Origin of the sequence: Streptomyces sp. NPDC058671, from assembly GCF_042716475.1 — a bacterium.
Lineage (GTDB): Bacteria > Actinomycetota > Actinomycetes > Streptomycetales > Streptomycetaceae > Streptomyces.
The window spans coordinates 369,892-393,954 of record NZ_JBHXSA010000002.1; the positions used below are offsets into that span (position 1 = coordinate 369,892).

At 74.8% G+C, this 24,063-nt stretch carries 23 protein-coding genes; 16 read left to right on the forward strand and 7 right to left on the reverse strand.

Features of this window, described 5'->3' with window-relative positions:
- The first annotated feature begins 33 nt into the window (after positions 1 to 33).
- Positions 34 to 2,514 (forward strand): MFS transporter, encoded by a 2,481-nt coding sequence (locus tag ACFWV2_RS03865; protein WP_384401191.1) that lies wholly within the window; start codon positions 34 to 36, stop codon positions 2,512 to 2,514.
- A gap of 13 nt (positions 2,515 to 2,527) precedes the next feature.
- On the opposite strand, the gene ACFWV2_RS03870 is transcribed toward ACFWV2_RS03865, so the two are convergent.
- Complete coding sequence (locus ACFWV2_RS03870) at positions 2,528 to 3,724, reverse strand: hypothetical protein (protein WP_384401193.1); 1,197 nt, start codon at positions 3,722 to 3,724, stop codon at positions 2,528 to 2,530.
- A gap of 216 nt (positions 3,725 to 3,940) precedes the next feature.
- On the opposite strand from ACFWV2_RS03870, the gene ACFWV2_RS03875 reads away from it, so the two are divergent.
- Genes ACFWV2_RS03875 through ACFWV2_RS03890 form a run of 4 tightly spaced genes read left to right on the forward strand, consistent with a single transcriptional unit; the run spans position 3,941 to position 9,152 of the window.
- Positions 3,941 to 4,774: a M55 family metallopeptidase gene (locus tag ACFWV2_RS03875; protein ID WP_384401196.1), complete on the forward strand. Its 834-nt coding sequence runs from the start codon at positions 3,941 to 3,943 to the stop codon at positions 4,772 to 4,774.
- The gene (locus ACFWV2_RS03880) at positions 4,767 to 6,101 is read left to right on the forward strand and encodes a M20/M25/M40 family metallo-hydrolase (RefSeq protein ID WP_384401199.1); all 1,335 of its coding nucleotides are present in this window, start codon (positions 4,767 to 4,769) and stop codon (positions 6,099 to 6,101) included. The genes ACFWV2_RS03875 and ACFWV2_RS03880 overlap by 8 nt, the downstream gene beginning before the upstream one ends.
- A 43-nt stretch (positions 6,102 to 6,144) precedes the next feature.
- Complete coding sequence (locus ACFWV2_RS03885; protein WP_384401202.1) at positions 6,145 to 8,148, forward strand: prolyl oligopeptidase family serine peptidase; 2,004 nt, start codon at positions 6,145 to 6,147, stop codon at positions 8,146 to 8,148.
- Positions 8,145 to 9,152: an LD-carboxypeptidase gene (locus ACFWV2_RS03890; RefSeq protein ID WP_384401205.1), complete on the forward strand. Its 1,008-nt coding sequence runs from the start codon at positions 8,145 to 8,147 to the stop codon at positions 9,150 to 9,152. The genes ACFWV2_RS03885 and ACFWV2_RS03890 overlap by 4 nt, the downstream gene beginning before the upstream one ends.
- Positions 9,153 to 9,254: 102 nt before the next feature.
- On the opposite strand, the gene ACFWV2_RS03895 is transcribed toward ACFWV2_RS03890, so the two are convergent.
- Entirely contained in the window at positions 9,255 to 10,343 is a 1,089-nt protein-coding gene (locus ACFWV2_RS03895; protein WP_384401208.1) for an adenosine deaminase, read from the reverse strand.
- A 302-nt stretch (positions 10,344 to 10,645) separates the two neighbouring features.
- Positions 10,646 to 11,410 carry a GntR family transcriptional regulator gene (locus ACFWV2_RS03900; protein ID WP_384401211.1) on the reverse strand — a complete coding sequence of 255 codons (765 nt, stop codon included), beginning with the start codon at positions 11,408 to 11,410 and terminating at the stop codon, positions 10,646 to 10,648.
- 178 nt (positions 11,411 to 11,588) lie between these two features.
- On the opposite strand from ACFWV2_RS03900, the gene ACFWV2_RS03905 reads away from it, so the two are divergent.
- Complete coding sequence (locus ACFWV2_RS03905; protein ID WP_384401214.1) at positions 11,589 to 11,840, forward strand: lipopolysaccharide assembly protein LapA domain-containing protein; 252 nt, start codon at positions 11,589 to 11,591, stop codon at positions 11,838 to 11,840.
- The gene (locus ACFWV2_RS03910) at positions 11,837 to 12,199 is read left to right on the forward strand and encodes a hypothetical protein (protein ID WP_384401217.1); all 363 of its coding nucleotides are present in this window, start codon (positions 11,837 to 11,839) and stop codon (positions 12,197 to 12,199) included. Before ACFWV2_RS03905 ends, ACFWV2_RS03910 begins: the two co-directional genes overlap by 4 nt.
- A 49-nt stretch (positions 12,200 to 12,248) precedes the next feature.
- On the opposite strand, the gene ACFWV2_RS03915 is transcribed toward ACFWV2_RS03910, so the two are convergent.
- Positions 12,249 to 12,587, reverse strand: a complete 339-nt coding sequence (locus ACFWV2_RS03915; RefSeq protein WP_384401220.1) for a DUF6204 family protein — start codon at positions 12,585 to 12,587, stop codon at positions 12,249 to 12,251.
- Here ACFWV2_RS03915 and ACFWV2_RS03920 point away from each other — a divergent pair.
- Positions 12,580 to 13,029, forward strand: a complete 450-nt coding sequence (locus tag ACFWV2_RS03920) for a hypothetical protein (RefSeq protein WP_384401223.1) — start codon at positions 12,580 to 12,582, stop codon at positions 13,027 to 13,029. The genes ACFWV2_RS03915 and ACFWV2_RS03920 overlap by 8 nt on opposite strands.
- A gap of 59 nt (positions 13,030 to 13,088) precedes the next feature.
- Here the strand turns inward: ACFWV2_RS03920 and ACFWV2_RS03925 are convergent, their stop codons facing one another.
- Positions 13,089 to 13,934 (reverse strand): methyltransferase domain-containing protein, encoded by an 846-nt coding sequence (locus ACFWV2_RS03925; RefSeq protein ID WP_384401226.1) that lies wholly within the window; start codon positions 13,932 to 13,934, stop codon positions 13,089 to 13,091.
- Between the two features lie 321 nt (positions 13,935 to 14,255).
- Between ACFWV2_RS03925 and ACFWV2_RS03930 the strand changes: the two genes are divergently transcribed.
- The 3 genes from ACFWV2_RS03930 (at position 14,256) to ACFWV2_RS03940 (ending at position 18,016) form a co-directional block, all read left to right on the forward strand.
- Positions 14,256 to 15,467 (forward strand): sulfite oxidase, encoded by a 1,212-nt coding sequence (locus tag ACFWV2_RS03930; RefSeq protein WP_384401229.1) that lies wholly within the window; start codon positions 14,256 to 14,258, stop codon positions 15,465 to 15,467.
- 205 nt (positions 15,468 to 15,672) lie between these two features.
- Positions 15,673 to 16,905, forward strand: coding sequence for an aminotransferase class I/II-fold pyridoxal phosphate-dependent enzyme (locus tag ACFWV2_RS03935; RefSeq protein WP_384401231.1), 1,233 nt, complete (start codon positions 15,673 to 15,675; stop codon positions 16,903 to 16,905).
- Positions 16,906 to 16,960: 55 nt separating this feature from the next.
- Positions 16,961 to 18,016, forward strand: coding sequence for an MBL fold metallo-hydrolase (locus ACFWV2_RS03940; protein ID WP_384401234.1), 1,056 nt, complete (start codon positions 16,961 to 16,963; stop codon positions 18,014 to 18,016).
- Here the strand turns inward: ACFWV2_RS03940 and ACFWV2_RS03945 are convergent.
- Both ACFWV2_RS03945 and ACFWV2_RS03950 read right to left on the reverse strand, forming a co-directional pair.
- Positions 17,996 to 18,661 (reverse strand): DedA family protein, encoded by a 666-nt coding sequence (locus ACFWV2_RS03945; RefSeq protein ID WP_384401237.1) that lies wholly within the window; start codon positions 18,659 to 18,661, stop codon positions 17,996 to 17,998. The two genes, ACFWV2_RS03940 and ACFWV2_RS03945, sit on opposite strands and share 21 nt — an antisense overlap.
- Positions 18,658 to 19,431, reverse strand: coding sequence for an MBL fold metallo-hydrolase (locus ACFWV2_RS03950; protein WP_384401240.1), 774 nt, complete (start codon positions 19,429 to 19,431; stop codon positions 18,658 to 18,660). Before ACFWV2_RS03950 ends, ACFWV2_RS03945 begins: the two co-directional genes overlap by 4 nt.
- A 142-nt stretch (positions 19,432 to 19,573) precedes the next feature.
- Here ACFWV2_RS03950 and ACFWV2_RS03955 point away from each other — a divergent pair, with 142 nt between their 5' ends.
- The 5 genes from ACFWV2_RS03955 to ACFWV2_RS03975 all read left to right on the forward strand — a co-directional run bounded on the left by ACFWV2_RS03955 (position 19,574) and on the right by ACFWV2_RS03975 (position 24,062).
- Positions 19,574 to 19,978 carry a hypothetical protein gene (locus ACFWV2_RS03955; RefSeq protein ID WP_384401243.1) on the forward strand — a complete coding sequence of 135 codons (405 nt, stop codon included), beginning with the start codon at positions 19,574 to 19,576 and terminating at the stop codon, positions 19,976 to 19,978.
- Positions 19,979 to 20,257: 279 nt separating this feature from the next.
- Complete coding sequence (locus tag ACFWV2_RS03960) at positions 20,258 to 22,411, forward strand: phage holin family protein (RefSeq protein WP_384401246.1); 2,154 nt, start codon at positions 20,258 to 20,260, stop codon at positions 22,409 to 22,411.
- Between the two features lie 242 nt (positions 22,412 to 22,653).
- On the forward strand, positions 22,654 to 23,040 hold the full coding sequence (locus ACFWV2_RS03965; protein WP_384401249.1) for a hypothetical protein: 387 nt from the start codon (positions 22,654 to 22,656) through the stop codon (positions 23,038 to 23,040).
- Between the two features lie 59 nt (positions 23,041 to 23,099).
- Entirely contained in the window at positions 23,100 to 23,423 is a 324-nt protein-coding gene (locus ACFWV2_RS03970) for a hypothetical protein (RefSeq protein ID WP_384401252.1), read from the forward strand.
- Between the two features lie 222 nt (positions 23,424 to 23,645).
- Complete coding sequence (locus tag ACFWV2_RS03975; protein WP_384401254.1) at positions 23,646 to 24,062, forward strand: hypothetical protein; 417 nt, start codon at positions 23,646 to 23,648, stop codon at positions 24,060 to 24,062.
- The last annotated feature ends 1 nt before the right edge of the window (position 24,063 follow it).

Below are 24,063 nucleotides of genomic sequence, written 5' to 3' on the forward strand. Positions count from 1 at the left end.
CGGCGCAGACGCCGTGACGAGGGGAGCAGGTACGTGGGTGCGATCACGATGGCCGAGACCACCGAGGGCGCGGCGGGCACGGCAACCGCGAAGGGCGCCGACCACCTCCCCGCGAGCGGTCCGCCCGGCGGCCTCGCGCCGCCGCCCGAACCCGCGCCGGCCCCCCTCGACCCCCGCCGCGTCCGGCTCGTCTTCTGCGGCCTGATGCTCGCGCTGCTCCTCGCCGCCCTCGAGCAGATGATCGTGGCCACCGCCCTGCCGAAGATCGTCGGCGAGCTCCAGGGCCTCGACCGGATGTCCTGGGCGATCACCGCCTACCTGCTGACCTCCACCATCGGTCTGCCGATCTACGGAAAGCTCGGCGACCTCCTCGGCCGCAAGAGCGTCTTCCTCTTCGCCATCGTCGTCTTCGTCATCGGCTCCGGCCTCGCGGGATGGTCCCGCAGCATGGACGAGCTCATCGCCTTCCGCGCGATCCAGGGCATCGGCGCCGGCGGCCTCATGATCGGCGTCCAGGCGATCATCGCCGACATCGTCCCCGCCCGGGAACGCGGCCGGTACATGGGCATGATCGGCGCCGCCTTCGGCCTCGCCTCCGTCGCCGGGCCCCTCCTCGGAGGCTTCTTCACCGACCACGTCTCCTGGCGCTGGTGCTTCTACTTCAACGTGCCGTTCGGGCTCCTCACCCTCGCCGTCGTCGCCGTCGTCCTCAAGCTCCCCACACCCACACCGCGCGGGCGCTTCGACGTCCTCGGCGCCCTGCTCCTCGCCGCCGCCTCCACCTGCCTGGTGCTGCTGACCAGTTGGGGCGGCACCGAGTACGCCTGGGACTCCCGCGTCGTCCTCGCCCTCGCCTGCGGCGCCGCCGGAACCACCCTGCTCTTCCTGGTCGTCGAGCACCTCGCGCCCGAACCCCTCATCCCGCTCCGGCTCTTCCGCGACTCCGTCTTCACCGTCACCGCCCTCATCGGCGCCGTCGTCGGCGTCGCGCTCTTCGGCGCCGCCAGCTACCTCCCCAGCTTCCTGCAGATGGTCGAGGGTGCCAGCGCCACCGAGTCCGGGCTCCTGATGCTGCCCCTCATGGGCGGCATCGTCATCGCCTCCATCGTCTCCGGCCAGCTCATCAGCCGCACCGGCCACTACAAGATCTACCCGGTGGCGGGCGGCGCCGTCTCCGTCCTCGGCATGTGGCTGCTCTCCCGGATGGACGCCGACACCCCCCGTCTCCAGCACAGCCTCTGGCAGGCGGTGCTCGGCACCGGGATCGGCCTCGTCATGCCGGTCCTCATCCTCGCCGTGCAGAACTCCGTGCGCCCCGCCGACCTCGGCACCGCCACCAGCGCCCACAACTACTTCCGCCAGATCGGGGGCAGCGTCGGCGCCGCCGTCTTCGGCACCCTCTTCGCCTCCCGGCTCGACGACGCCCTCGGCGACCGGCTCGCGGGCGTCCTCTCCGGCGGCCCGACGTCCCTGCCCCCGGCCGAGTCGATCACGCCGCAGACGGTGCACACCCTGCCGCCCGCCGTCCGCGACGCCTACATCCAGGCGTACGCGGACGCGATGCCGCGGATCTTCCTCTACCTCGTGCCGGTCCTCGTGCTCGGCCTCGTCCTCGCCTTCTTCCTCAAGGAGAAACCGCTGGTGTCCCACCACAGCCCCACCACCGAGGCCACCGGGGCCGACCACCTCGGCGTCCAGGCCGTCCCGCACGCCCGGCACGTCACCCCCGCACCCGCCTCCGTCGCCCCGCCGCACTCCGGGCTCCCCGTCTGCGGCACCGTCCAGCACCACGACGGCAGCCGGGTCCCCCGGGCCGCCCTCACCCTCATCGACGTCCAGGGCCGGCAGGTCGGCCGCGGTGCCAGTGGCGAGGACGGCCGGTACGCGCTGAGTGTCCCCGGCAACGGCGCGTACGTCCTCATCGCGGCGGCCGGAGGACACCAGCCGCAGGCCGTGGCCGTCACCGTCGGCGACCGGCCGATCGAGCTCGACGTGGTCCTCGGCGGCGCCGGGCGGCTCGCGGGCAGCGTCGTCACCGCCGACGGGACGCCCGTACGGGACGCGGCCGTCACCCTCACCGACGTACGCGGCGAGGTCGTCGCCTCCACCCGCAGCGGACGGGAGGGCGGATACGTCATCACCGAACTGGTCGCGGGCGAGTACACGCTCGCCGCCAGCGCCCCCGCCTTCCGGCCCGCCGCGCTCCCGGTGAGCGTCCAGGCCTCCCGGGAGACCCGCCAGGACATCGAACTGGCCGGCGGCGCCGTACTGCGCGGCACGGTACGGGGCGGCGGCGGGCGGCCCGTCGAGGACGCCCGGGTCACCCTGCTCGACGCGGCGGGCAACGTCGTCGACACCCTCACCACCGGCACCGACGGCATCTTCCGCTTCGTGGACCTGTCATCCGGCGAGTACACGGTCATCGCCGCCGGCTACCCGCCCGTCGCGACCGTCCTCCAGATGGCCGGCGGAGGCCGCACCGAGCGCGACCTCCAGCTCGGCCACCAGGACTGAACCCCCGCGCCGGTCAGGAGGCGGTCGTCGCCTTGCGCAGCGCGCTGATGCAGCTGCCGATCGCCTCCTGGAGGGCTTCGAGGCGCTGGAGCATGTCGGCCTCGTAGATGTCCTCCTCCATCACCTCGTCCAGGGTCAGCTCCTCGAAGACCTTCGTCGCCTTCTGCAGGCTGTTGTAGAACTTCGTCCGCCGCTCCTGCACGCGCAGCGCCGGGTCCTCCTCGACCGCCTTGGCGACCAGGCCCTTCACCGTGTCGTAGGCCTCCCCGGCCCACTCGCCCGCCTCCTCCGAGTCGTCGAGCTCGTCGAGGAGGGACAGGTGCCGCTCCGCCTCGGCCCGCAGCCCGGCCGGCGCCTCCACGAGCTGCCCGGCGGGGGTCTTGATCCGGCCGTTCTCCACGATCTGCCGCACGTACCCGATACGGTCGGCCGCCTTCGCCTCGCTCGCCACCGCCTTCTTCAGACCGTCGGTACGCGCGATGGCGCGGGCCATCTCGGTCTGCAGGGCCGGGTCCTCCTTCATCCGGTCGAGCAGCGCGCCGCGCGCGGCCTGGGCCGTCCCCGGGTCGGCGAGGATCGCGGCCCGCAGCGCCGTCGGGTTCTCGGCGACCTCCAGGGCCTTCGTCGGCCGGATGCCCTCCGCCTCGGCCGCCGCGCTGATCGCCTGGCCGCGCACGGAGGAGGCGCCGTTGCGGGAGACGTAGTACGCGTGCCAGACGTCCGCGTCGGGCAGCTCGACGTCCTCACCCGGGACGAGCACCTCGAACTGCGGGACCAGGCCGTCGTCGGCCGCCATGTCCCAGGCCTTGTAGTGGCGCATGACCCGCTCGGGCGAGCACCCCGCGAGCTCCGCGAACGCCTTCGCGGAAACCTTCCTCCGGGCCGTCCCCTCGGCGGGCTGGCCGCCGGGCCGGACGCTGCGCGCCACCTTGAGCGCGAAGGCCCAGCCGCCCGTGCGCGCGTACACCCCGAAGTCCTGGGCGTCACGGACGACGACGGGGTCGAGGTCGACGGCGGAGGACTCCTCGGGCCGGGGCCCGTCCTGCGCGCCGGAGGGCTCCTCCGGCACGGGCGCGGGCTCCGCCGGGGCCTGTGGCTGCTGTACCCAGAACTCCTCCGAGGCGTCCGGCCGCGCCGCCGCGGAGGGCTCGGGACCGGCGGGGGCGGGGACGGTCGAGGAGGTGTCGGACGGGTCGAGGACGATGCTCACCGAGTGCACTCCGGAAGGTCGGGTAGGAGAACTGCGGCCGACAGCCTATACGCACCCCTTGACGCCTTTCGCCCGTTTCCCTGCGTCGTTCCCCAAGGGGTGTCCGGAACCGTGCGGGCGTCCCGTACCGCCGTCCCGGTGACTCCAGTGGTCCACTCCAACGGCGGTTATCCACAGGGGTGGTGGGGTCGCCGGGCGGCGCGTACGGTGCCAGACATGAAGATCCTCATCAGCGCCGACATGGAGGGCGCGACCGGTGTGACCTGGCCCGCCGACGTGCTCCCCGGCACGCCCCAGTGGGAGAGGTGCCGGGCGATGTTCACCTCCGACGTGAACGCCGCCGTGCTCGGCTTCCTCGACGGAGGCGCGGACGAGGTGCTCATCAACGAGGCGCACTGGTCCATGCGGAACCTCCTCCTGGAGCGGCTCGACGAGCGGGCCGAGATGCTGACCGGCCGGCACAAGTCGCTCTCGATGGTCGAGGGCGTGCAGCACGGCGACGTCGACGGCATCGCGTTCGTCGGCTACCACACGGGCGCCGGCGCCGAGGGCGTCCTCGCCCACACCTATCTCGCGAACTCCATCACGGGCGTCTGGCTCGACGGCGAGCGGGCGAGCGAGGGCCTGCTCAACGCCCGGGTGGTCGCGGAGTACGGCGTCCCCGTCGTCCTCGTCACCGGTGACGACCTCACCTGCGAGGACGCCCTCGGCTACGCGCCGCAGGCCCCGAAGGTCGCCGTCAAGGACCACGTCTCGCGGTACGCGGCGGTGTGCCGGACCCCGGCCAGGACCGCCGCCGACATCCGGTCGGCGGCGAAGGCCGGTGCCGCGCTGGCCGTCCGCCACGAGCCCGACCGGGGCGGCCCCCACACCGTGGAGCTGGAGTTCGACGCCGACCACCTCGGCGCCGCCGCCACGGTGGTTCCCGGCGTGGCGCGGAGCGGCGAGCGGCGCGTCTCGTACACCAGCGAGACGATGTACGAGGCGATTCGTACGTTCAAGGCGGTCACGACCATCGTCTCGGCCGCGGTGGAGGAGCAGTATGGCTGACGAGGCCCGGGGCCCGGACGCGACGGCGCTCGACGAGGTGGTCACCTTCACCTCCGAGCTCATCCGCATCGACACCACCAACCGGGGCGGCGGCGACTGCCGTGAGCGGCCCGCCGCCGAGTACGTCGCCGAACGGCTCGCCGCCGCCGGGATCGAGCCCACCCTCCTGGAGCGGACCCCCGGCCGCACCAACGTGGTGGCCCGCATCCCCGGCACCGACCCCTCCGCCGAGGCCCTCCTCGTCCACGGCCATCTCGACGTGGTGCCCGCCGACCCCGCCGAGTGGAGCGTCCATCCCTTCTCGGGGGAGGTCCGCGACGGGACCGTGTGGGGGCGCGGCGCCGTCGACATGAAGAACATGGACGCGATGGTCCTGGCCGTCGTCCGCTCCTGGGCCCGCCGGGGCGTCCGGCCCCGCCGCGACATCGTCCTCGCCTACACCGCGGACGAGGAGGCCAGCGCCGACGACGGCTCCGGCTTCCTCGCCGACCGGCACGCCGCGCTCTTCGACGGCTGTACGGAGGGGATCAGCGAGTCCGGGGCGTTCAGCTTCCACCCGCAGCCCGGCACCACTCTCTACCCGATCGCCGCGGGGGAGCGGGGCACCGCCTGGCTCAAGCTGACCGCCCACGGCCGCGCGGGCCACGGCTCCAAGGTGAACCCGGCGAACGCCGTGACCCGCCTCGCCGACGCCGTCGCCCGGATCGGCTCGCACACCTGGCCGGTCCGCCTCACCTCGACCGTCCGCGCCGCCCTCACCGAACTCGCCGCGCTGTACGCCATCGACATCGACACCCGTGCGCCCGACCTCGACGTGGACCTGCTCCTCGACAAGCTCGGACCGGCCGCCGCCCTCGTCCGGCCGACCGTCCGCAACAGCACCAACCCGACGATGCTCGACGCCGGCTACAAGGTCAACGTCATCCCGGGCCAGGCCGTCGCGTACATCGACGGGCGGACGCTGCCGGGCACCGAGGAGGAGTTCGCCGCGACCATGGACCGGCTCACCGGCCCGGACGTCGCGTGGGAGTACCACCACCGCGAGGTCGCCCTGGAGGCACCGGTGGACTCGCCGACCTTCGCGAAGCTGCGGGCCGCCGTCGAGCGCTTCGACCCGACCGGGCACGTCGTGCCGTTCACCATGTCCGGCGGCACCGACGCCAAGCAGTTCTCCCGGCTCGGCATCACCGGCTACGGCTTCTCACCGCTCCGGCTGCCCCCGGACCTCGACTACGGAGCCCTCTTCCACGGCGTCGACGAGCGGGTCCCCGTGGACGCCCTGCACTTCGGCGTCCGGGTGCTCGACCACTATCTGAAGTCGGCGTAGGACTGTGACGGGTCCACGCGACACCGCGACCGGGGGAGTTCGGATGACCACGACCACGGCGGCCTACGGCAGCTGGCCGTCACCCGTCGACGCGGTGCTCGCCGCCGCCCACGACGGGCGGCCCGAGTATCTCGGCGCCGTCGGCGACGAACTGTGGTGGACCGCGCCGCGCCCCGCCGAGGGCGGCAGGCGCGCCCTCGTACGACGGCGCGCCGACGGCGCCGAGGAGAGCGTGCTGCCGGCTCCGTGGAACGTCCGAAGCCGGGTGATCGAGTACGGCGGCCGTCCCTGGGCGGCGGCCGTACGCCCGGAGGGCGGCCCGCTCGCCGTGTTCTGCCACTTCCCGGACCAGCGGCTGTACGCGTACGACCCCGACGCCCCCGCCGGCGCCGCGCCCCGGCCCCTCACCCCCGTCTCCGGGACCGGCGGCGGACTGCGCTGGGCGGACCCGGTGATCCACCTGGACCGGGGGGAGGTGTGGTGCGTCCTGGAGGAGTTCACCGGGCCCGCGCCGACCGACGTGCGCCGGGTGCTCGCCGCCGTCCCCCTGGACGGATCGGCCGCCGACGACCGCGCCGCGGTCCGCGAACTCTCCGACGGACGCCACCGGTTCGTGACCGGGCCACGGCTCTCCCCGGACGGGCGGCGGGTGGCCTGGATCGCCTGGGACCACCCCCGGATGCCCTGGGACGGTACCGAGGTCCAGCTCGCCGACGTCGCTCCCGACGGCACCTTCCGGGGGGCCAGGACCGTCGTCGGTGGCCCCGCAGAGTCCATTCCGCAGGTCGACTGGGACACGGAGGGACGCCTGCTCCTCGTCAGTGACCGCACCGGGTGGTGGAACCTCTACCGGGCCGAAGTCGACACCGCCGGCGACCTGACCGACCCGGTCGCGCTCTGTCCCCGGGCCGAGGAGTTCGGCGGACCGCTCTGGAAGATCGGACTGAACTGGTTCACCCCTCTGGCGGACGGGCTGATCGCCGTCGTCCACGGCAGGGGGAGCACCGCCCTCGGCATTCTCGACCCCGGGCGCGGCACCCTCGTGGACGCGGCGGGCCCCTGGACCGAGTGGGCCTCGACGCTCGCCGCGCACGGCACCCGGGTGGTCGGCGTCGCCGCCGGGCCGCGCACCTCGCACGAGCTCGTCGAACTCGACACGCGCACCGGGCGCACCCGCGTGGTCGGTGCCGCCCACACCGACGTGGTCGATCCCGCGTACCACCCCGAACCGCGCGTCCGCACCTTCACCGGCCCCGGCGGCCGGGAGATCCACGCGCAGATCCATCCGCCCCACCACCCGGGCCTCACCGGACCGGAGGGCGAGCGGCCGCCCTACGTCATCTGGGCGCACGGCGGCCCCACCGGACACGCGCCGCTCGTCCTCGACCTGGAGATCACCTACTTCACCTCGCGGGGTATCGGGGTCGCCGAGGTCAACTACGGCGGCTCGACCGGCTACGGCCGGGAGTACCGCGAGCGGCTGCGCGAGCAGTGGGGCGTCGTCGACGTCGAGGACTGCGCCGCCGTCGCCGAGGCCCTCGCGGCCGAAGGCATCGCCGACCCTGCCCGCCTCGCGGTGCGCGGCGGCAGCGCGGGCGGCTGGACGACGGCCGCCTCCCTCGTCGCCACCGACGTGTACGCCTGCGGCACGATCCTCTTCCCCATCCTCGATCTGCGGGGCTGGGCGACCGACGAGACCCACGACTTCGAGTCGCAGTACCTGTACGGCCTCATCGGCGCCCTCGACGAGGTGCCCGGCCGGTACAAGGAGCGTTCGCCGATCGAGCACGTCGACCGCGTCACGGCCCCCTTCCTGCTCCTCCAGGGACTCGACGATGTCATCTGCCCGCCCGCGCAGGCCGAGCGCTTCCTCGCGGCCATGGCCGGCCGGGGCGTCCCGCACGCCTACCTCGCCTTCGAGGGCGAGGGCCACGGCTTCCGCGGCGCCGACACGCTGGTACGCGCGCTGGAGGCCGAACTCTCGCTGTACGCGCGGGTGTTCGGCTTTGAACGACCGGACGTCCCGGGTCTGGAGTACCGCACATGACCGAGCCCGCCGCCGAGTCCGCCGCCGAGGCCACCGCCGGGCCCGTCACCGGGCTCGCGGCCGGGGGCCGGCCGCGTGTCGGCCCGCTCACCCGGCCCGAACGGCTCCGGGCCGGGGCGCGGGTCGCCGTCGTCGCGACGAGTGGTCCCGTCCCCGAGGACCGGCTCGGGGCGGGGCTCGACATCCTGCGCGGATGGGGCCTGGACCCCGTGGTCGCCCCGCACGTCCTGGACACCCATCCCCAGCTCGGGTACCTCGCGGGCGCCGACCGGGCGCGGGCCCGGGACCTGACGGAGGCCTGGTGCGACCCGTCGGTCTCCGCCGTCATCTGCGCGCGCGGCGGATACGGGGTGCAGCGGATGGTGGACCTCGTCGACTGGGCGGCGATCGGGGAGGCCGGGCCCAAGGTGTTCGTCGGCTACAGCGACGTCACCGCCCTGCACGAGGCCTTCGCCGTCCGGGCCGGGTACGCCACCCTGCACGGCCCCATGGTCGCCGCCGGCACCTTCCTCTCGGACCCGCGCACCCAGGAGTCGCTGCGGGCGACCCTGTTCGAGCCCGAATCGGTGCGGACGCTGGGGCCCGGGACGGCGAGGGCCCTGGTGCCGGGCCGGGCCCGGGGGGTGACGCTCGGCGGCTGCGTCAGCCTCATCGCCGCAGACCAGGGCACCCCGCACCACCGGCCCTCGGCACGTGGCGGGCTGCTGCTCCTGGAGGACGTGGGGGAGGAGCCGTACCGGATCGACCGTGTCCTCACCCAGCTGCTGCGCTCCGGCTGGCTCGACGGGGTCGCGGGCGTCTGCCTCGGCTCCTGGGTGGCGTGCGGCCCCTACGAGGAGGTGCGGGCGGTGCTCGCCGACCGGCTCGGCGTGCTGGGAGTGCCGGTCGTGGAGGAGATGGGGTTCGGGCACAGCGCGACGGCGCTGACCATGCCGCTGGGGGTGCCCGGGACGCTCGACGCGGAGCGGGGCACGCTCACCCTCGACGTACCGGCGCTGCGCTGAACCGCGCGGCGCCGTACGAGAACGCGTCCCGGGACCTCGTACGGCGCCTGGTCCAGAGGTGGGTGGGGGTAGCCGGGCCCCACCCCCCTCCACGGGAGACGGTCAGAGCGTCGCGTACCCCGGGCGGACCACCTCGTCGATCAACCGCTGCCGTTCCGGCAGCGGCAGGAACGCGGCCTCCACGGCGGCGACCGTGAACTCCTCGAAGATTTCCGGGCCGTACCCGAAGGCGTCCACCATGTGCTGGAACTCCTCGCTCATGGTGGTGCCGGAGACCAGCCGGTTGTCCGTGTTGAGCGTGATCCGGAAACCGAGACGGCGCAGCTCGTCGATCGGGTGCGAGGCGTAGTCCTTCGCCGCGCCCGTCTGGAGGTTGGAGGTCGGGCAGACCTCCAGGGCGATGCGGTTGTCCCGGACGTACGAGGCCAGCCGGCCCAGGGTGCCGTCCTCCGCGATGTCGTCCGTGATCCGCACGCCGTGGCCGATCCGCTCGCTGCCGCAGACCTGCACCGCCTCGTGGATCGACTCGGCGCCGACGGCCTCGCCCGCGTGGATCGTGAAGTGGCAGTTCTCCCGCTTCAGGTGCTGGAAGGCGGGGAGGTGGCGGGCCGGCGGGTTGCCGATCTCGCCCCCGGCGATGTCGAAGCCGGCGACGCCGTTGTCCCGGTGCGCGACGGTGAGGCGCGCGATCTCCAGGGAACGGTCGGTGTGGCGCATGCCGGTGAGCAGCGTACGGACGGTGATCCGGCCGCCGGTCCTGCGCTCGCCCTCGCGGAAGCCGTCGTTGACCGCCTCGACGACCTCGTCGAGGGTCAGCCCGCCCTCCAGGTGCTGCTCGGGGGCGTAGCGGACCTCCGCGTAGACGACACCGTCCGCCGCCAGGTCCTCGGCGCACTCGGCCGCGATGCGCGTGAGCGCCTCACGGGTCTGCATCACCGCGCAGGTGTGGGCGAAGGTCTCCAGGTAGCGCTCCAGCGAACCGGAGTCGGCGGCGTCCCGGAACCAGACCGCGAGCGCGGCCGGGTCCTCGGTCGGCAGCGCGGTGTAGCCGCACTCCCGCGCCAGCTCGACGATGGTCGCGGGACGCAGCCCGCCGTCGAGGTGGTCGTGGAGGACGGCCTTGGGGGCCCGGCGGATCCACTCGGCGACGGTGGTAGCGGCAGGCGTGGAGAGGTTGTCAGACAAGTGCATGGCGGGGAAGTGTACGCGACGGGGGAGGCGCGCGCTGTGACGGGCCTGACGGGGGCCGAGCCGACGCGGCCGACGGTGCTGTGACGGCCGGGGCGGGGGCGCCACCGGGGACCGGCCGGTGGCGCTGTGGCAGGTCGAAGCGGGGCGCCGTCGCGGCCTGATCGGAGATGCCGACGGGCCGGACGGTGAGCGTGCGGGCGGGCCCGACCCGTTGTGCCGACGGGCCTTACCCCGACCGTGCTGGCGGGGTCTGGCCGCCCTGCGGGCCCGCCGACCACGCCCGGCCGGCGTTCGGTGGGACTTCAGTGGGACTGGAGTACCGGCAGGGCCGGAGCGCCCGTCGGCAGCATGTGCTTGGCCGCGAGGACCGGGACCTCGCCCACCCGGACCACCTGGGTGACCAGGACGGCGGGGGTGTCCGCCGGGCGGCCCAGTTGCTCCCCGCGCCGCCGTCCGAGCAGCGTCGCCGTGATCCCGCTGTGCGCGCTCAGGGCCGTATCGCGCGAGGCCCCGATGAGCACCGACAGCATGGAGACGGCCGGTCCGCGCCCGGCGCCCCTCACCTGTGTCGCCCGAAGCGCGCGCGCGAACTCCGGGTGCACCCGGTCGAGCAGGTCGTCGGCCGTCGCCCACTCGTGGCTCAGCGCCGCCGCCGTACCCTCTCCGGTCAGCACGGACTCCCAGAACCGCAGCTCGGCGCGGGCCGGAGCGAGGAGGTGCTGGGTGGTGAAGTCGGTCGGCTCCTCGACCGTCCGCAGCAGCGCCCGCACCCGCAGCGGAGTCCCCGCACCGATCAGCTCCTCCAGCGGCTGGACGTGCTCGAAACCGCGCCGGGGCGGGCGGTCGTTGACCGTCCGTCCCACCCCGCGCCGTACGGTCAGCAGACCGTCCTCCTGGAGCAGCAGCAGGGCCTCGCGCAAGGCGGGCCGGCTCACTCCCAGCTCGGTGGCGAGCTTGGGTTCGGAGGGGAGCGTCGACCCCGGCGGATAGGTGCCGTCGTGCACGGCGTCCGCGATCCGCTCGTAGAGCGCGACGACCGGTCGACGTCGCTGTCCGCTGACCGCCACGGCCGCTCCTCGTCTCGTTCCCGCCGGTGTCCGGCACCACCGTAGTCGGCCCACGTTGTCTGACAAGTCACCCGTACGGCGCTCTACACCGTCACGGTGGAGCCGCGCTCACCCCATTCTGGTCCCACGGCGGTGGCCGCGTACGACCGACGGCACACGACGGAGGAGAGGGCCGGGCATGAGTCCGAAGGAGACGTCACGGGCGTCGGGCGGGGGCGGGTCCCGACTCACCGAAGCCCTGACGCCGGGCCGGATCGCGATGCTCGCGCTCGCGGTCATGACCCTGGTCTTCATCTTCCAGAACACCGGCCAGGTCAGGATCAGGCTCCTGGTCCCGGTGGTGACCATGCCGCTCTACCTGGCGCTCCTCGCCACCACCCTCATCGGCGTCGCCTGCGGCTTCTCCTTCGCGGCCCGGAGACGGGCGTGAGGCGGCGCGCCGTCGTGGGCGCGGGCGCGGTCCTCGCGCTCGCCGCGCTCGCGTTGACCTCGACCCAGGAGGCGGCGACGGCGAGGACGAGGGCGGACGCCGACCCCCGGGGCCGTCCGATGCCGGACTTCCTCGGTCAGGGGCTCTGGCGTGTCCTCACCCGGCTGGACCGCGGAGCACGGCTCGACGTCCACGACGTGAGCGGCCACGACCGGCGCGTGCTCTGGCCGCCGAGGTGGCAGGTCTGCACGCAGTACCCGGTCGCGGGCGCGGGCCTCGACCGCCGGGCCACCGTCATGATCGGAGTCGTACGCAAGGGCGAGACCTGCCCGCCCCGGGTTCGGACGGCTCGGCGCTGAGATCCGTCGACGGAGCGGGACGTCTCCACACCGACGTACGAGGCGGGTGTCAGGCTCGGCGCTTGTAGTTGATCTTCATCGTGTCGAGGTCGGTCACCGTCGAGCGCAGCGCCCCGTGCCCGTGGCCGAGTTCCCTGAGTGCCGTCTCCACCCGGTCCTCGGCGAGCGCGCCCGCCATCTCGTCGCCGTCCTCGGCGTCGGAGGCGATGACCAGGCGGTACGAGAAGTGCTTCAGCGTCCGGTCGTAGGACAGCGAGCCCTCCTCCGTGAACTGCATCGCCGTCAGCCCGTGCGCGTCCACCTCGGCGAGCAGCCGGGACCGGCTCTCCTCCGACAGGCCGTCGAACGCGCCGCGCACGATCACCCGGTAGGTGTGCTGCGTGCCCATTCCTCGTACTCCCCGCACCGTGGTTCCCCGGCCGCCGATCAGCGCGCCGACCGACCACCCTACGGCGGGGGGCCGCGGCGCCGCCGGGAATATCCGGCGGCACTCCGGGCGAGGCCGGGCCCGGGGGCGTCCGGCGGGTGCGGCCGCGGACTGTCCCGGGAACGTCAGGAGGCACTCCTCGCGGCCGGCCGGCCGGCCCGACCGCGCCAGGTCCCTCTGGGGCAGGCTGCCGGAACGGGCCCGGCGCGGCGGGGCGTTCCGGCTGCTCGAAGCGCGGCTGCTGCTCGCCGAGGGCAGGAAGGACGAGGCCCGCGCCGTCTTCGACACCGGCTTCGAGGTCGCGGACCTGTGCGAGGGCGCCGAGATCCTGGGGGAGGTCTGGGCCCGCCTGACCGACGAACCCCTGCCGTACGCCTACGAGTTCCGGATGCGACCGAGCTGAGGGAGGGGCGCGGCGGGGCGCCGGTCAGGACACCCCGGCCGCTCCACGCGGGGCACCCGTCAGGACACCCGGCACAGGATCTCGCCGTGCGGGACCATGAACCAGGCGTCGTCCCGCGTGCCCCACTCCCGCCAGGCCTCCGCGATCGACGCCAGCTCGGCGGTGGTCGCGTGGCCGCCCGAGACGGCCAGGTCCGCGTAACCGGAGTCGGTCGTACGGTCCGCCCACAGGCCGCTCCACCAGGTCCGCTCGTCGGGGGTGGCGAAGCACCAGGTGGCGGCCGTCGTGGTGATCTCGGTGAAGCCGGCTTCCCGGGCCCAGGAGAACAGGCGCCGTCCCGCGTCGGGTTCGCCCCCGTTGGCGCGGGCGACGCGGTGGTACAGGTCCGACCAGGCGTCGAGCGCCGGCCGTTCGGGGAACCAGGCGAAGGCTCCGTAGTCGCTGTCACGCGCCGCGACCACACCGCCGGGGCGGCACACCCGGCGCATCTCGCGCAGCGCCCGTACGGGGTCGCCGACGTGCTGGAGCACCTGGTGGGCGTGGACGACGTCGAAGGAGTCGTCGGGAAAGTCCAGGGAGTGCACGTCGGCGACGGTGAACCGAACGTTTTCCAGAGCGCGTTCGGCCGCCACGGCGCGCGCCTTCGCCAGGACGTCCTCGGCCGCGTCGACCCCGGTCACCCGGCCGGGTGCGACCAGGGCGGCCAGGTCGGCGGTGATGGTGCCGGGCCCGCAGCCCACGTCCAGGACGTCCAGGCCGGCGCGCAACTCGGGCAGCAGATAGGCCGCCGAGTTGTCGGCGGTCCGCCAGCTGTGCGAGCGCAGGACCGACTCGTGGTGACCGTGGGTGTAGACGGCGGTCTCGTGGGCCGCGTCGGGGATGGAGGGGGCGGAGGCGTGCGTCATGGAGGCGACTCCCTCGGTGGCGGGTGCGTGCTCCCACCGTACGCACGCGTGCCGAATGATGAGACCCGCGTCTCGTGATGTGGGCATACCCTCGTCGGGCAACCCGTACCGCGACCGCCGCCCCTGCCGCAGGACCACGCGTACCGCGACCGTCCGACCCTGCCGGCGGGCAGTCCGTTCCACGACCGTCCGGTCCTCCGGCCGGACCTGACGAACCCTCTGTGACAGCACCGTGAACAGACCGCCCGAACCGCCCCCGCGCGCCTAGTATCGGCGCGCCGCCGCCCGGTGGTCCGCCGCTGCCACGTGCCGAGGAGTCCCGTGCCGAACCCGCCCGCGCCCGCCCGCCGCTCCCTCCTGAAGCTGCTCGCGGCGGGGTCCGCCGCCTCCGCCGTCGCCGGGCTCGCCGCCCCCGCGTACGCCGCACCCGCCGTCCCCGGCGCCCTCGCCGTGCCCGGGATGGTCAAGGCCCTGCCGCCCGAGCACTTCACCGTCCGGGGCACCAACGCCGAGGCGCGGTTCGACGGCTTCGCCGACACCGGGCTCCTCACGCCCGTCGACCGCTTCTTCGTCCGCAACCACACGTCCACCCCCGTCCTCGACGCCGCCGACTGGCGCCTGACGCTCTGGGGCGACGGACTCCACGGCCGCGCCCCCGTCCACCTCACCTACGGGCAGCTCCGCGACCTGCCCTCCGTCACCCGTACGGCTCTGATCGAGTGCGCCGGAAACGGCCGGAGCCTCTACGCGAGCCAGCAGGGCGAGCCGGTCACCGGCACCGCCTGGACCCTCGGCGCCGTCGGAGCCGCCCGCTGGCGTGGCGCCCGCCTCTCCGATGTGCTCCGGCGTGCCGGGATCGCCCGCGACGCCGTCGACCTCCTGCCGCGCGGCCTCGACGACCCGTACGTCTCCGGTGGCGTCGACCACGGCCGGGTCCGCCGCCCGCTGCCGGTCGCCAAGGCCTTCGACGACGTGATCCTCGCGTACGAGATGAACGGCGAGCCCCTCCCGTACGACCACGGCTTCCCCGTCCGGCTCGTCGTCCCGTCCTGGGTCGGCATCGCCTCCATCAAGTGGCTCGGCGACATCGAGGTCTCCACCCGGCCGCTGGCATCGCCCTGGTCCACCGACTGGTACCGGCTCTTCGGCACCGCCCACCCGGAGGGCGGCAGCGCCCCCATCAGCCGCCAGACCCTCAAGTCCGCCTACCAGCTGCCCTCCGGCGCCACCCTGGAGGCGGGCCGCGTCCATCGGCTCACCGGCCGGGCCTGGTCCGCTCTCGCGCCCGTCCGCACGGTGGAGGTGTCCACCGACGGCGGCGCCCGCTGGCGCCCCGCCCGGCTCCTCGACACCCCCCGGCGCAACGGCTGGGTCCGCTGGACCGTGGCGTGGCATCCGCACCGCACCGGGCCGGTCACCCTGCTCTCCCGCACCACCGACACCGCCGGAAACACCCAGCCCGAACGGGCCGTCCACAACACCCAGGGCTATCTCTTCGACGCGGTCGTACGGCACCCGGTGACCGTCGTCTGAGCCCGCCCGCTCCCGCTCCGCCGGGTCCCGCCCCAGCCGGCCCCGCCCGCCCCCGCCCGGCTGCATCCCCCGCCGTCGCCGCACCGGCACCCCCCCACGGGCATCGCCTGAAGCGACGTCTGGGGCGGCGGGAACGCCCGAAACTTCGTATAAAGGGCACGGGGGTGCCGTATCGGCGCCCCCGTCCGCTCAGGAGGTACGGGACATGCGGCAGACGGTTCCGGACGGCCGTGGCCCGGTGCGCTACGGCCCCCCCGTCCCCGACACCGGCCTGCCCGTCCTGCCGGGACTCGCCGCACTCCTCGCCGCGGCCGCCGAGCGAACCGCACCCGAACCGCCAGGGGGCGGCCCCGTCCTGCGGGAGGCGGCCTCCGGCTACTGGTGGCGCCGCGGGCTGCGCACCCACCCCGAGGACGTCGTGGCGGGCCCCGGCGCCCCCGCTCTCCTCCTCGCCCTGATCGCCGCCCACGGCGGCGACCTCCTCATGCCCCGGCCCTGCCCCGCCCGCTGGACCCCGCAGGCCCGGCTCCTCGGCCGCCCGGCCTACCACGTGCCGACCCCCGCCGAGTGCGGCGGCGTCCCCGACCCCTACGCCCTCCTGGAGACGGTCCGGCGGGTCCGCGCCGAAGGCGGCACCCCCCGCCTCCTGCTGCTCTCCGTCGCCGACGACCCCACCGGCACCGTCGCCCCGCCCGAACTCGTCCGCGAGGCCTGCGAGGCGGCCGTCGCCGAGGGCCTCCACGTCATCAGCGACGAGACCTGGCGCGACACCCTCCACCAGCCCCACGACACCGTCTTCCTCAGCCCCGCCGAGATGTGCCCGGACGACGTGACCGTCGTCAGCGACCTCGGCGGCGCGCTCACCCCGGCCGCCTGGCCCTGCGCCGTCGCCCGCTTCCCGCCCGCCGACCCGTCCCGCGCCGACCGCTGGACCGACCGCAGGGCCCGCGTCCTCGACGTCCTCACCGCCCTCGGCGCCGTCGTCCCCGGACCCGTCGCCCCCGCCGCCGCCCACGCCCTCGACGAACCCGAGGACGTGACCGTACGGGCCCGCCTCGCCGCCACCGTCCACGGCCGCCTCGCCGGGGCCGCGCACCACGCCGTCCTCGCCGCCGGGGCCCTCGCCCTGCCACCGGCGGCCGGCCGTCACCTCTACGCCGACCTCGGGCCGCTCCGGGCCGGCCTCGCCGCGCGGGGCGTCACCGACTCCCTGGAGCTGGAGAGCCACCTCACCGAGCGGCTCGGAGTCCCGGTCACCGGCGGTCACCGCTTCGGTGACGAACTCGGCGCGCTGCGCGTCCGGATCGACACGGGCATGTTCCTGGGGACCACGGGGGAGGAGAGAGCCGAGACGCCGCAATTCCGGAACCCCCTCGACCTCCCCCATGTGACCCGCGGCCTCACGGAGTTCGGGGGAGCCCTGGAGGAACTCCGATGACAGAGCCCGCAGATCCGCCACGAGCCGCACGACCCGCGCAGATCGGAGTCCGCAGATGACCGAACGGACGGCACCGCCCGCGCGCGCCGTACAGTCCCCGGCCACGGTTCCCGTCGCCGTGCCCGGCGCCGAGCCCGCCCCCGCGTCCGTCCTCCAGCCCGTCGGGCGGCTGCGGTCGGACTGGCCGCGCACCTTCGCCGACCGGCTCACCGCGCCCCTCCCCGGCATCCGCGCCCTGGCCAGGTTCGCCCGCGAGGGATCCGTGCGCCCCCGTCCGGAGGGTCTCCGTGACGTCCCCCTTCTGCCCTTCGAACCGAGCCCGCTCCCGCCCGCTGGGCCGGACACCCTCGCCGTCACCTGGGCGGGGCACGCCAGTTGGGTGCTGCGGCTCGGCGGGCTCACCGTGCTCACCGACCCGGTCTGGTCCCACCGCATCTTCGGCACCCCGGCCCGTCTCACCCCGGTCGGCGTCCCCTGGGCGGACCTCCCGCCCGTCGACGCCGTCGTCATCAGCCACAACCACTTCGACCATCTCGACGCCCCCACCCTGAAACGGCTGCCCCGGCACACCCCCGTCTTCGTCCCGGCGGGCCTCGGCCGCTGGTTCACCCGCCGCGGCTTCGGCCGGGTCACCGAACTCGACTGGTGGGAGGCGGCCGAACTCGACGGCGTGCGCTTCGACTTCGTCCCCGCCCACCACTGGTCCAAGCGCACCCTTCTGGACACCTGCCGCTCCCTGTGGGGAGGCTGGGTGATGACCGACCGGGCCGGGCAGCGCGTCTACTTCGCGGGGGACACCGGGTACGGCCACTGGTTCGCCGAGATCGGCCGCCGGTACCCCGGCATCGACCTGGCGCTGCTCCCGATCGGTGCCTACGACCCCCGCTGGTGGCTCAGCGACGTCCACACCGACCCGGAGGAGGCGGTCCGCGCCCACCAGGACCTGGGGGCACGGCGGATGGCGCCCATGCACTGGGCCACCTTCGTCCTCTCCTCCGAGCCCGTCCTCGAACCCCTCGCCCGGGTCAGGACCGCCTGGGAGAAGGCCGGGCTGCCCCGTGAGGACCTCTGGGACCTGCCGGTCGGCGCCTCACGGGTGCTCGCTCCCTGACGGAGCGGCCGCGCGGGGCGCCCCCCGGACCCGCCGCCACAGGCCGGGGACCGCGCTGACCAGCACCGTCAGGAGCACCGCCGCGAGGACCCCCTGCCACGGTTCCGGGAAGAGCGAGCCGCCCAGGATCCCGATCAGCTGGTACGTGGCCGCCCACGCCAGGCAGGCCGCGACATCCCCCCGGACGAAGCGCCGCAGCGGCATCTCGGAGAGCAGACACGCCAGCATCACCGGGATCCGCCCCGCCGGCACGAGCCGGGACAGCACGAGCACCGACACCTGATGGGTGTCGAGCCGCTCCCGCGCGTGGGCGAGCCGGTCCGGGGTCACCCGTCGCCGCAGCGCGGCGAGCCACCGCGAACCGTTGCGGGAACGGCCCCCGCGCTGCCCGAGCCAGTAGAGGGCGGCGTCGCCGAGGCACGCGGCGAACGCCGCCACCAGGAAGACGAAGAGCAGCGCGAACGGCGAGGACTGGTGGAAGGCGACCACCGCCGCCGAGCTGACGATCGCGCCCGTCGGCACGATCGGCACGAGCGCGCCGAGCGCCACGAGCAGGAACAGCGTGGGATAGCCGACCGCCTGCTGGGTCGACTCCGGCGGCAGCTCCCGCACCACGTCGACGATCCGGGTGAACCCGTCGCTCACCGCGCGACCTCCGGCCGCACCCGTTCGCCGTGATCGAGCCGATGGACCGCGACCTTCGGGGCCAGCCGGGCCGCGTGGCGTACGAACTCGTCGCCGGGCGCGTGGAACTCGTGCGGCCGGATCCCGTCGAGACCGATCGGCCAGTACGTGCCGTAGTGCACCGGGACCGCCGCCGCGGGTGACAGCGCGGCGAGCGCCTCGGCGGCCCGGCCCGCGTCCAGGTGGCCGTGGCCGAGGTACGGGCCCCAGCCGCCGACCGGCAGCAGTGCCACGTCCACCGGCCCCACAGCCTCCGCCATCCCGTCGAACAGGCCCGTGTCCCCGGCGAAGTACGTCCGTGCCTCGCCCTCGACGACATACCCGAGGGCGGGCGCGCGGTGCGGTCCGACCGGCAGCCGCCGCCCGTCGTGGAGCGCCGGCACGGCCCGTACCGTCACTCCCTCCACCGTCACGGTGTCACCCGGCTCGACCTCGGTCAGCCGCACGCCGTTCCCGTCGAGCCTGCGCAGTCCGGGTACGGCGGCGGGGGCGCCGCGCGGTACGACGAGCAGGGTCCCGGGCGCGAGCCGGGCGAGCGAGGGCAGATGCAGGTGGTCGGAGTGCAGGTGCGAGACGAGGACGGCCTCGGCGGCGGCCGCCTCGGGCGGCGGCAGGGCACCTCGCCGTCGCCGCAGGTGGGCGAGCCGCCGGGCGAACAGCGGATCGGTGAGGAAGCGGACCCCGGAGTCCTCGACCGTGCAGGTCGCATGACCCCACCACGTGACCTCCACCGGCGTGCCGCCTTCCGTTCTCGTGGGCTCCGGCCGCCGTTCACGATGTCCACGGCCGTCCCGTACCTCCGTAACGAGGGTAAATGCCCGGGGCGGGCGCCGGAGGATGTTCGGCCGTGCCGGACCGCAGTAGGGTCGGCCCATGGACGACGTTCGGGTGGCGGCGATCGCCAGCCTCACCCCGCTCGAAGAGCTGGACAGCGAGCCCTTCCTTGTCGACACGCGCCGCCAGCACGCGGTGTGTGCCCGCTGGGCCGACGACAAGGGGTACGTGGTCGCCCGCCAGTTGCTGTTCTACGGCATCCGGCCCGACCACGCGGCCCTGTGGGCGGACGTGGAGGCGGGGGCGGTCGACCTGTTCGTCGCCGCCAACGAGCGGGTCCTCGCCCGCGCGTTGACCTCCGTGCCCGGCTTCCGCGCCGAGTGCGCGCGGCGCGGGGTGCGGGTGGAGACCGTCTGTCCCGACGAACCGGCGTACGACGCGGCGGCCAAGGCGGGGGTGCACCGCCGGCTCTCCATGCCGACGGCCGGATACGACGGCTGCTGAGCGGCCGCCCTCCCGCCCACGGTGCTCCGTACACGGCCGGACTCATGGCCTGACACACGGCCCGACGTCTCACGGACGCTGGATCTGCCAGGTGCCCCGACGCCTCACGGACGCACGCCCCACCGGGCGACCTGACACAGACCTGACACACCAGGGCCCGACAGAGGGCCTGACACGAGACCTGACACACCAGGGCCGATCGCCGTCGCCCCTCGTCCCCGTCGGTCGCGGGCGTTGTGCCACGCTTGCACCAGGAAACGGGCGAAAGGTGAGGCGGGCGTGGGTGACGGGCGATGGGGCGGCGCCGACCGCTGGCGATCCGCGGGCCGTGCGCTGGGGCAGGTCGCGGTGGTCTGGGCGGTGTCCACGCTCACCCTGCTGATCCTCGCCGGGCTGCTCCCCGACTTCCACCTCCAGTCCCCGGACGGCGACACCTTCACGAGGACGGCGCTCACCGCCGCCGCGGCGGCGGGCGCCTTCGGTCTGCTCGGCGCGCTCGTGTGGCCGCTGATCGTGCGGGCTCTGCTGCTCGTCCCGGCCCTCGTCCTCGGCCTGCTCGGCTTCTTCCTCAACGGCTCGCTGCTGCTCGTCGCGCTCTGGCTGGTCCCCGACGGGCGGGGGGCCGCCGACCCCGAGACGGCCGTCGTGGTCGCCGCCGTCATGTCCGCCGTCGCCTCCGCCACCTCCACCGCCCTCGCCGTCCGCGACGACGACGCCTACCGGCGCCGCCTGTACCGGCTCACCGGCCGCACCCGTCCCCGCGCACCGGGCGACGCCCCCGAGCAGGTCCCCGGCACGGTCTTCCTCCAGCTCGACGGCGTCGGCCACCACGTGCTCCGGGGCGCCGTCGCCGCAGGGCTCATGCCGACCGTCGCGGGCCTGATCGACACGGGCCACCGGCTCGTGCCCTGGCGCACCGACTGGTCCAGCCAGACCGGCGCGAGCCAGCTCGGCATCCTGCACGGCTCCAACGAGGACGTGCCCGCCTTCCGCTGGTACGAGAAGGACACCGGCCGGATCATGGTGTCGAACCGTCCGGCCAGTGCCGTCGAGCTCCAGCGCCGGGCCGTGCGCCGCACCGGGGACGGCGGGCTGCTCACCTTCGACGGGGCCTCCCGGGGCAACCTCTTCAGCGGCGGCGCCGACCAGGTCGCCCTCGTCCTGTCGGTGGCCGCCCGCCGCGGCCGCCGCAACCGCTCACGGGCCGGCTACTTCGCGTACTTCTCCGACCCGGCCAACGCCGTCCGTACCGCCGGATCGTTCGTCGCCGAATGCGTCCGCGAGGTGGGGGAGTCGGTCCGGGCGCTGCTGCGCCGCGAGACGCCGAGGGTCTCGCGCGGCGGCACGTACCCCTTCGTCCGCGCCTTCGCGACGGTCCTGGAACGGGACGTCGTGGTCTCGGCCGTGATGGGCGACATGCTGGCGGGGCGGACCGCCGTCTACGCCGACCTCGTCGCCTACGACGAGGTCGCCCACCACTCGGGCCCGCACGGCCGGGACACCGACCGGGTCCTGCGGCGCCTCGACCGCTCCGTCGCGCTCATCGCCACCGTCGCCGAGCACGCCCCGCGCCCGTACCGGATCGTGCTGCTCTCCGACCACGGGCAGAGCCCCGGTGAGACCTTCGAGGGGGCGTACGGACTGACGCTGAAGGACCTCGTCAGGGCGGGGTGCGGGCTGCCGGTGCCACGGCGGGTGGGCAGGACCCGCAGCGGTTCGGAGGCGCGGGACGCGGCCAGGGACGCGCTGCGCCTCGCGCTCCACCGGCCGGTGGACGAGACCGACGAGACGGCGCGTGAGCTGCCCGCCCGGCCCTCGGAACCGGTCGTCCTCGCCTCGGGCAACCTCGGCCTCGTGTCCTTCCCGGACGTGCCCCACCGGATGACCCGGGAGGAGATCGACCGGCGCCACCCCGCCCTGCTCCGCACGCTCGCGAACCATCCGGGCGTCGGCTTCGTGCTCGTGGCGAGCGCGGAGCACGGCTCGGTGGTGCTCGCCCGTGACGGGGCGGAGGTGCCGGTCGCCGAACTCGACGACGCGGGGCCGCTGGCCGTCTTCGGGCGGGGCGCGGCACGGGCGGTGCGGCGCACGGACGGTTTCCCGCACGTCGCGGACATCATGGTCAACTCCATGTACGACCCGGCGACCGGCACCGTGCACGCCTTCGAGGAGCAGATCGGTTCGCACGGCGGCCTGGGCGGCGAGCAGTCGTGTCCCTTCCTCCTCTCGCCGCCGGAGCTGTCGCCGGCGGTGGCCGAGGGGGAGGAGCTGGTCGGCGCGGAGCAGGTGCACCGGGTGCTGCGGCGCTGGCTGCGGGAGTGCTCGGGCCCGCAGGTGCCGGTGCCCCCGCTCGCGTCCCTGGACTCGTCCGACGACGGACCGGGACCGCTCCTTCCGGTGGACGACCCGGTCGCGCAGGACGAGAAGCACTGACGCGGACGCCTGTTCGTCGCGAGCGGACGACGGTCCGGAGGCGTACGACGGGGCGGCCGCCGCCCCTTGACGCCGACTTGACCCTCACGGGCCCGGCCCGCCGGCGGCGCGGTCGTCAGTCCTGGCGACCCCCGGAGGTGACCGCCGGGGCGGTGAAACAGGGGCCCCACCCGTAGGCCGCTCGGGCGGATCTCGGGCCCGGGGCGCCGCGCCGGGACCCCGGCGGGGCAGTACGGATCTCCATGAGCCCCGCGCCCGAGCCGACCGTCGAGCCCGCCACCCCGGCGGGCCGCCCGGCACGCCCGGACCGGCGCCGCCGCCCCTGGGTCACGCTGCTCCTGATCCTCGCCGCCCTGCTCGGGGCCGGGGCCGGGGCCACGCTCACCGGTGGCGCCGAACTCCGGCCCGCCTCCGCCGCCCCGGCCCCCGACCCGGGCGGCGAGACCCACGATCCGGCCTCCACCGAGGCCGGGCTCGCCGGCCGTTCCCGACGCCACCGGACCGGCCTCCGGCCCGTTCGCCCCCGACACCCGGCCTTCGGCGGCCGCAGGCACCGTCGGATTCCGGCTCCGGCCCCCGTGCCCGCCCCGCGCGGCGACGTGCTCCGGTGCGTGGTGATGCGCTGCTGAGGAGGCCCGCCCTCCCCGCAGCCCCCGACATCACCCCCGCACCAACGAGGAGTTCCGTCATGCCCGTCGACCCCTTCGCCGTCCTCCAGGCCCTGCTGCGCGCCGAGGCCTCCCGCTCCCTGCGCACGGATGCCTCGGGCTCCCCGCGCACGGAGACTTCGCGCTCCCTGAGTACGGAGGTCTCCGGCTCCCCGCGTACAGAAGCTTCGCGTTCCGTGAGTACGGAGGGTTCCGGCTCCCCGCGTACCGGGGCTTCGCGCTCCCCGCGTACGGAGCCCTCCGGCTCCCCGCGTCGAGCGCCCGAGACCGGGGCCGCCGCACCGGCCTCGGATCCGCTCCCGGCGCCCGAGACGCCCGCCCACCGGGGGGACCGCGTCCGCTGACGCCGGACCCGAGGTGCACCGCGGTGCCCGTGGGTGACCCGCTGCGACCCGGCGGCGGTAGGCGCGGCACGCCTCCGCGCCGCCGGGCCCGCATGACCTCCCGCGTAATCGACCCCCGGCCCGCCGAGCGGCATGCTCGTGGACACCGGGACCCGGGCGGCGCACTCCGCTCGGGCTCCGGGCTCCCACCTGCGTCAACGTCCCTCTGGAGGGTGATCCGTCATGTCCCAGGCCCTGCTCACCGGTCTCGCCCGCACCACCCGGCCCCAGTCCGCGCTCCGCCGGTTCCTCGCCCTCGACGCCGTCGTCACCGGCGCCAACGGCATCGCCTACGCCGTCGCCTCCGGGCCGCTGGGGGAGTTCCTCGGGATCGACGCGGGCCTCCTGCTCGCCCTCGGCGTCCTCCTCACCGCGTACGCCGCCGGCGTCGCCTGGCTCGCCTCCCGCCCGCAGCCCCCGACGACCGCCGTGAAGGTGGTCGTCGACATCAACGCGCTCTGGGCCGTCCTCAGCGTCGTCGCCCTCGTCGGCTGGCTGGAGCCGACCACCGCGGGTCTCGTCTGGACGCCGCTCCAGGCGGCCACCGTCGCCGGCTTCGCCGCGCTCCAGTGGATCGCCCTCCGGGCCTCCACGACATGAG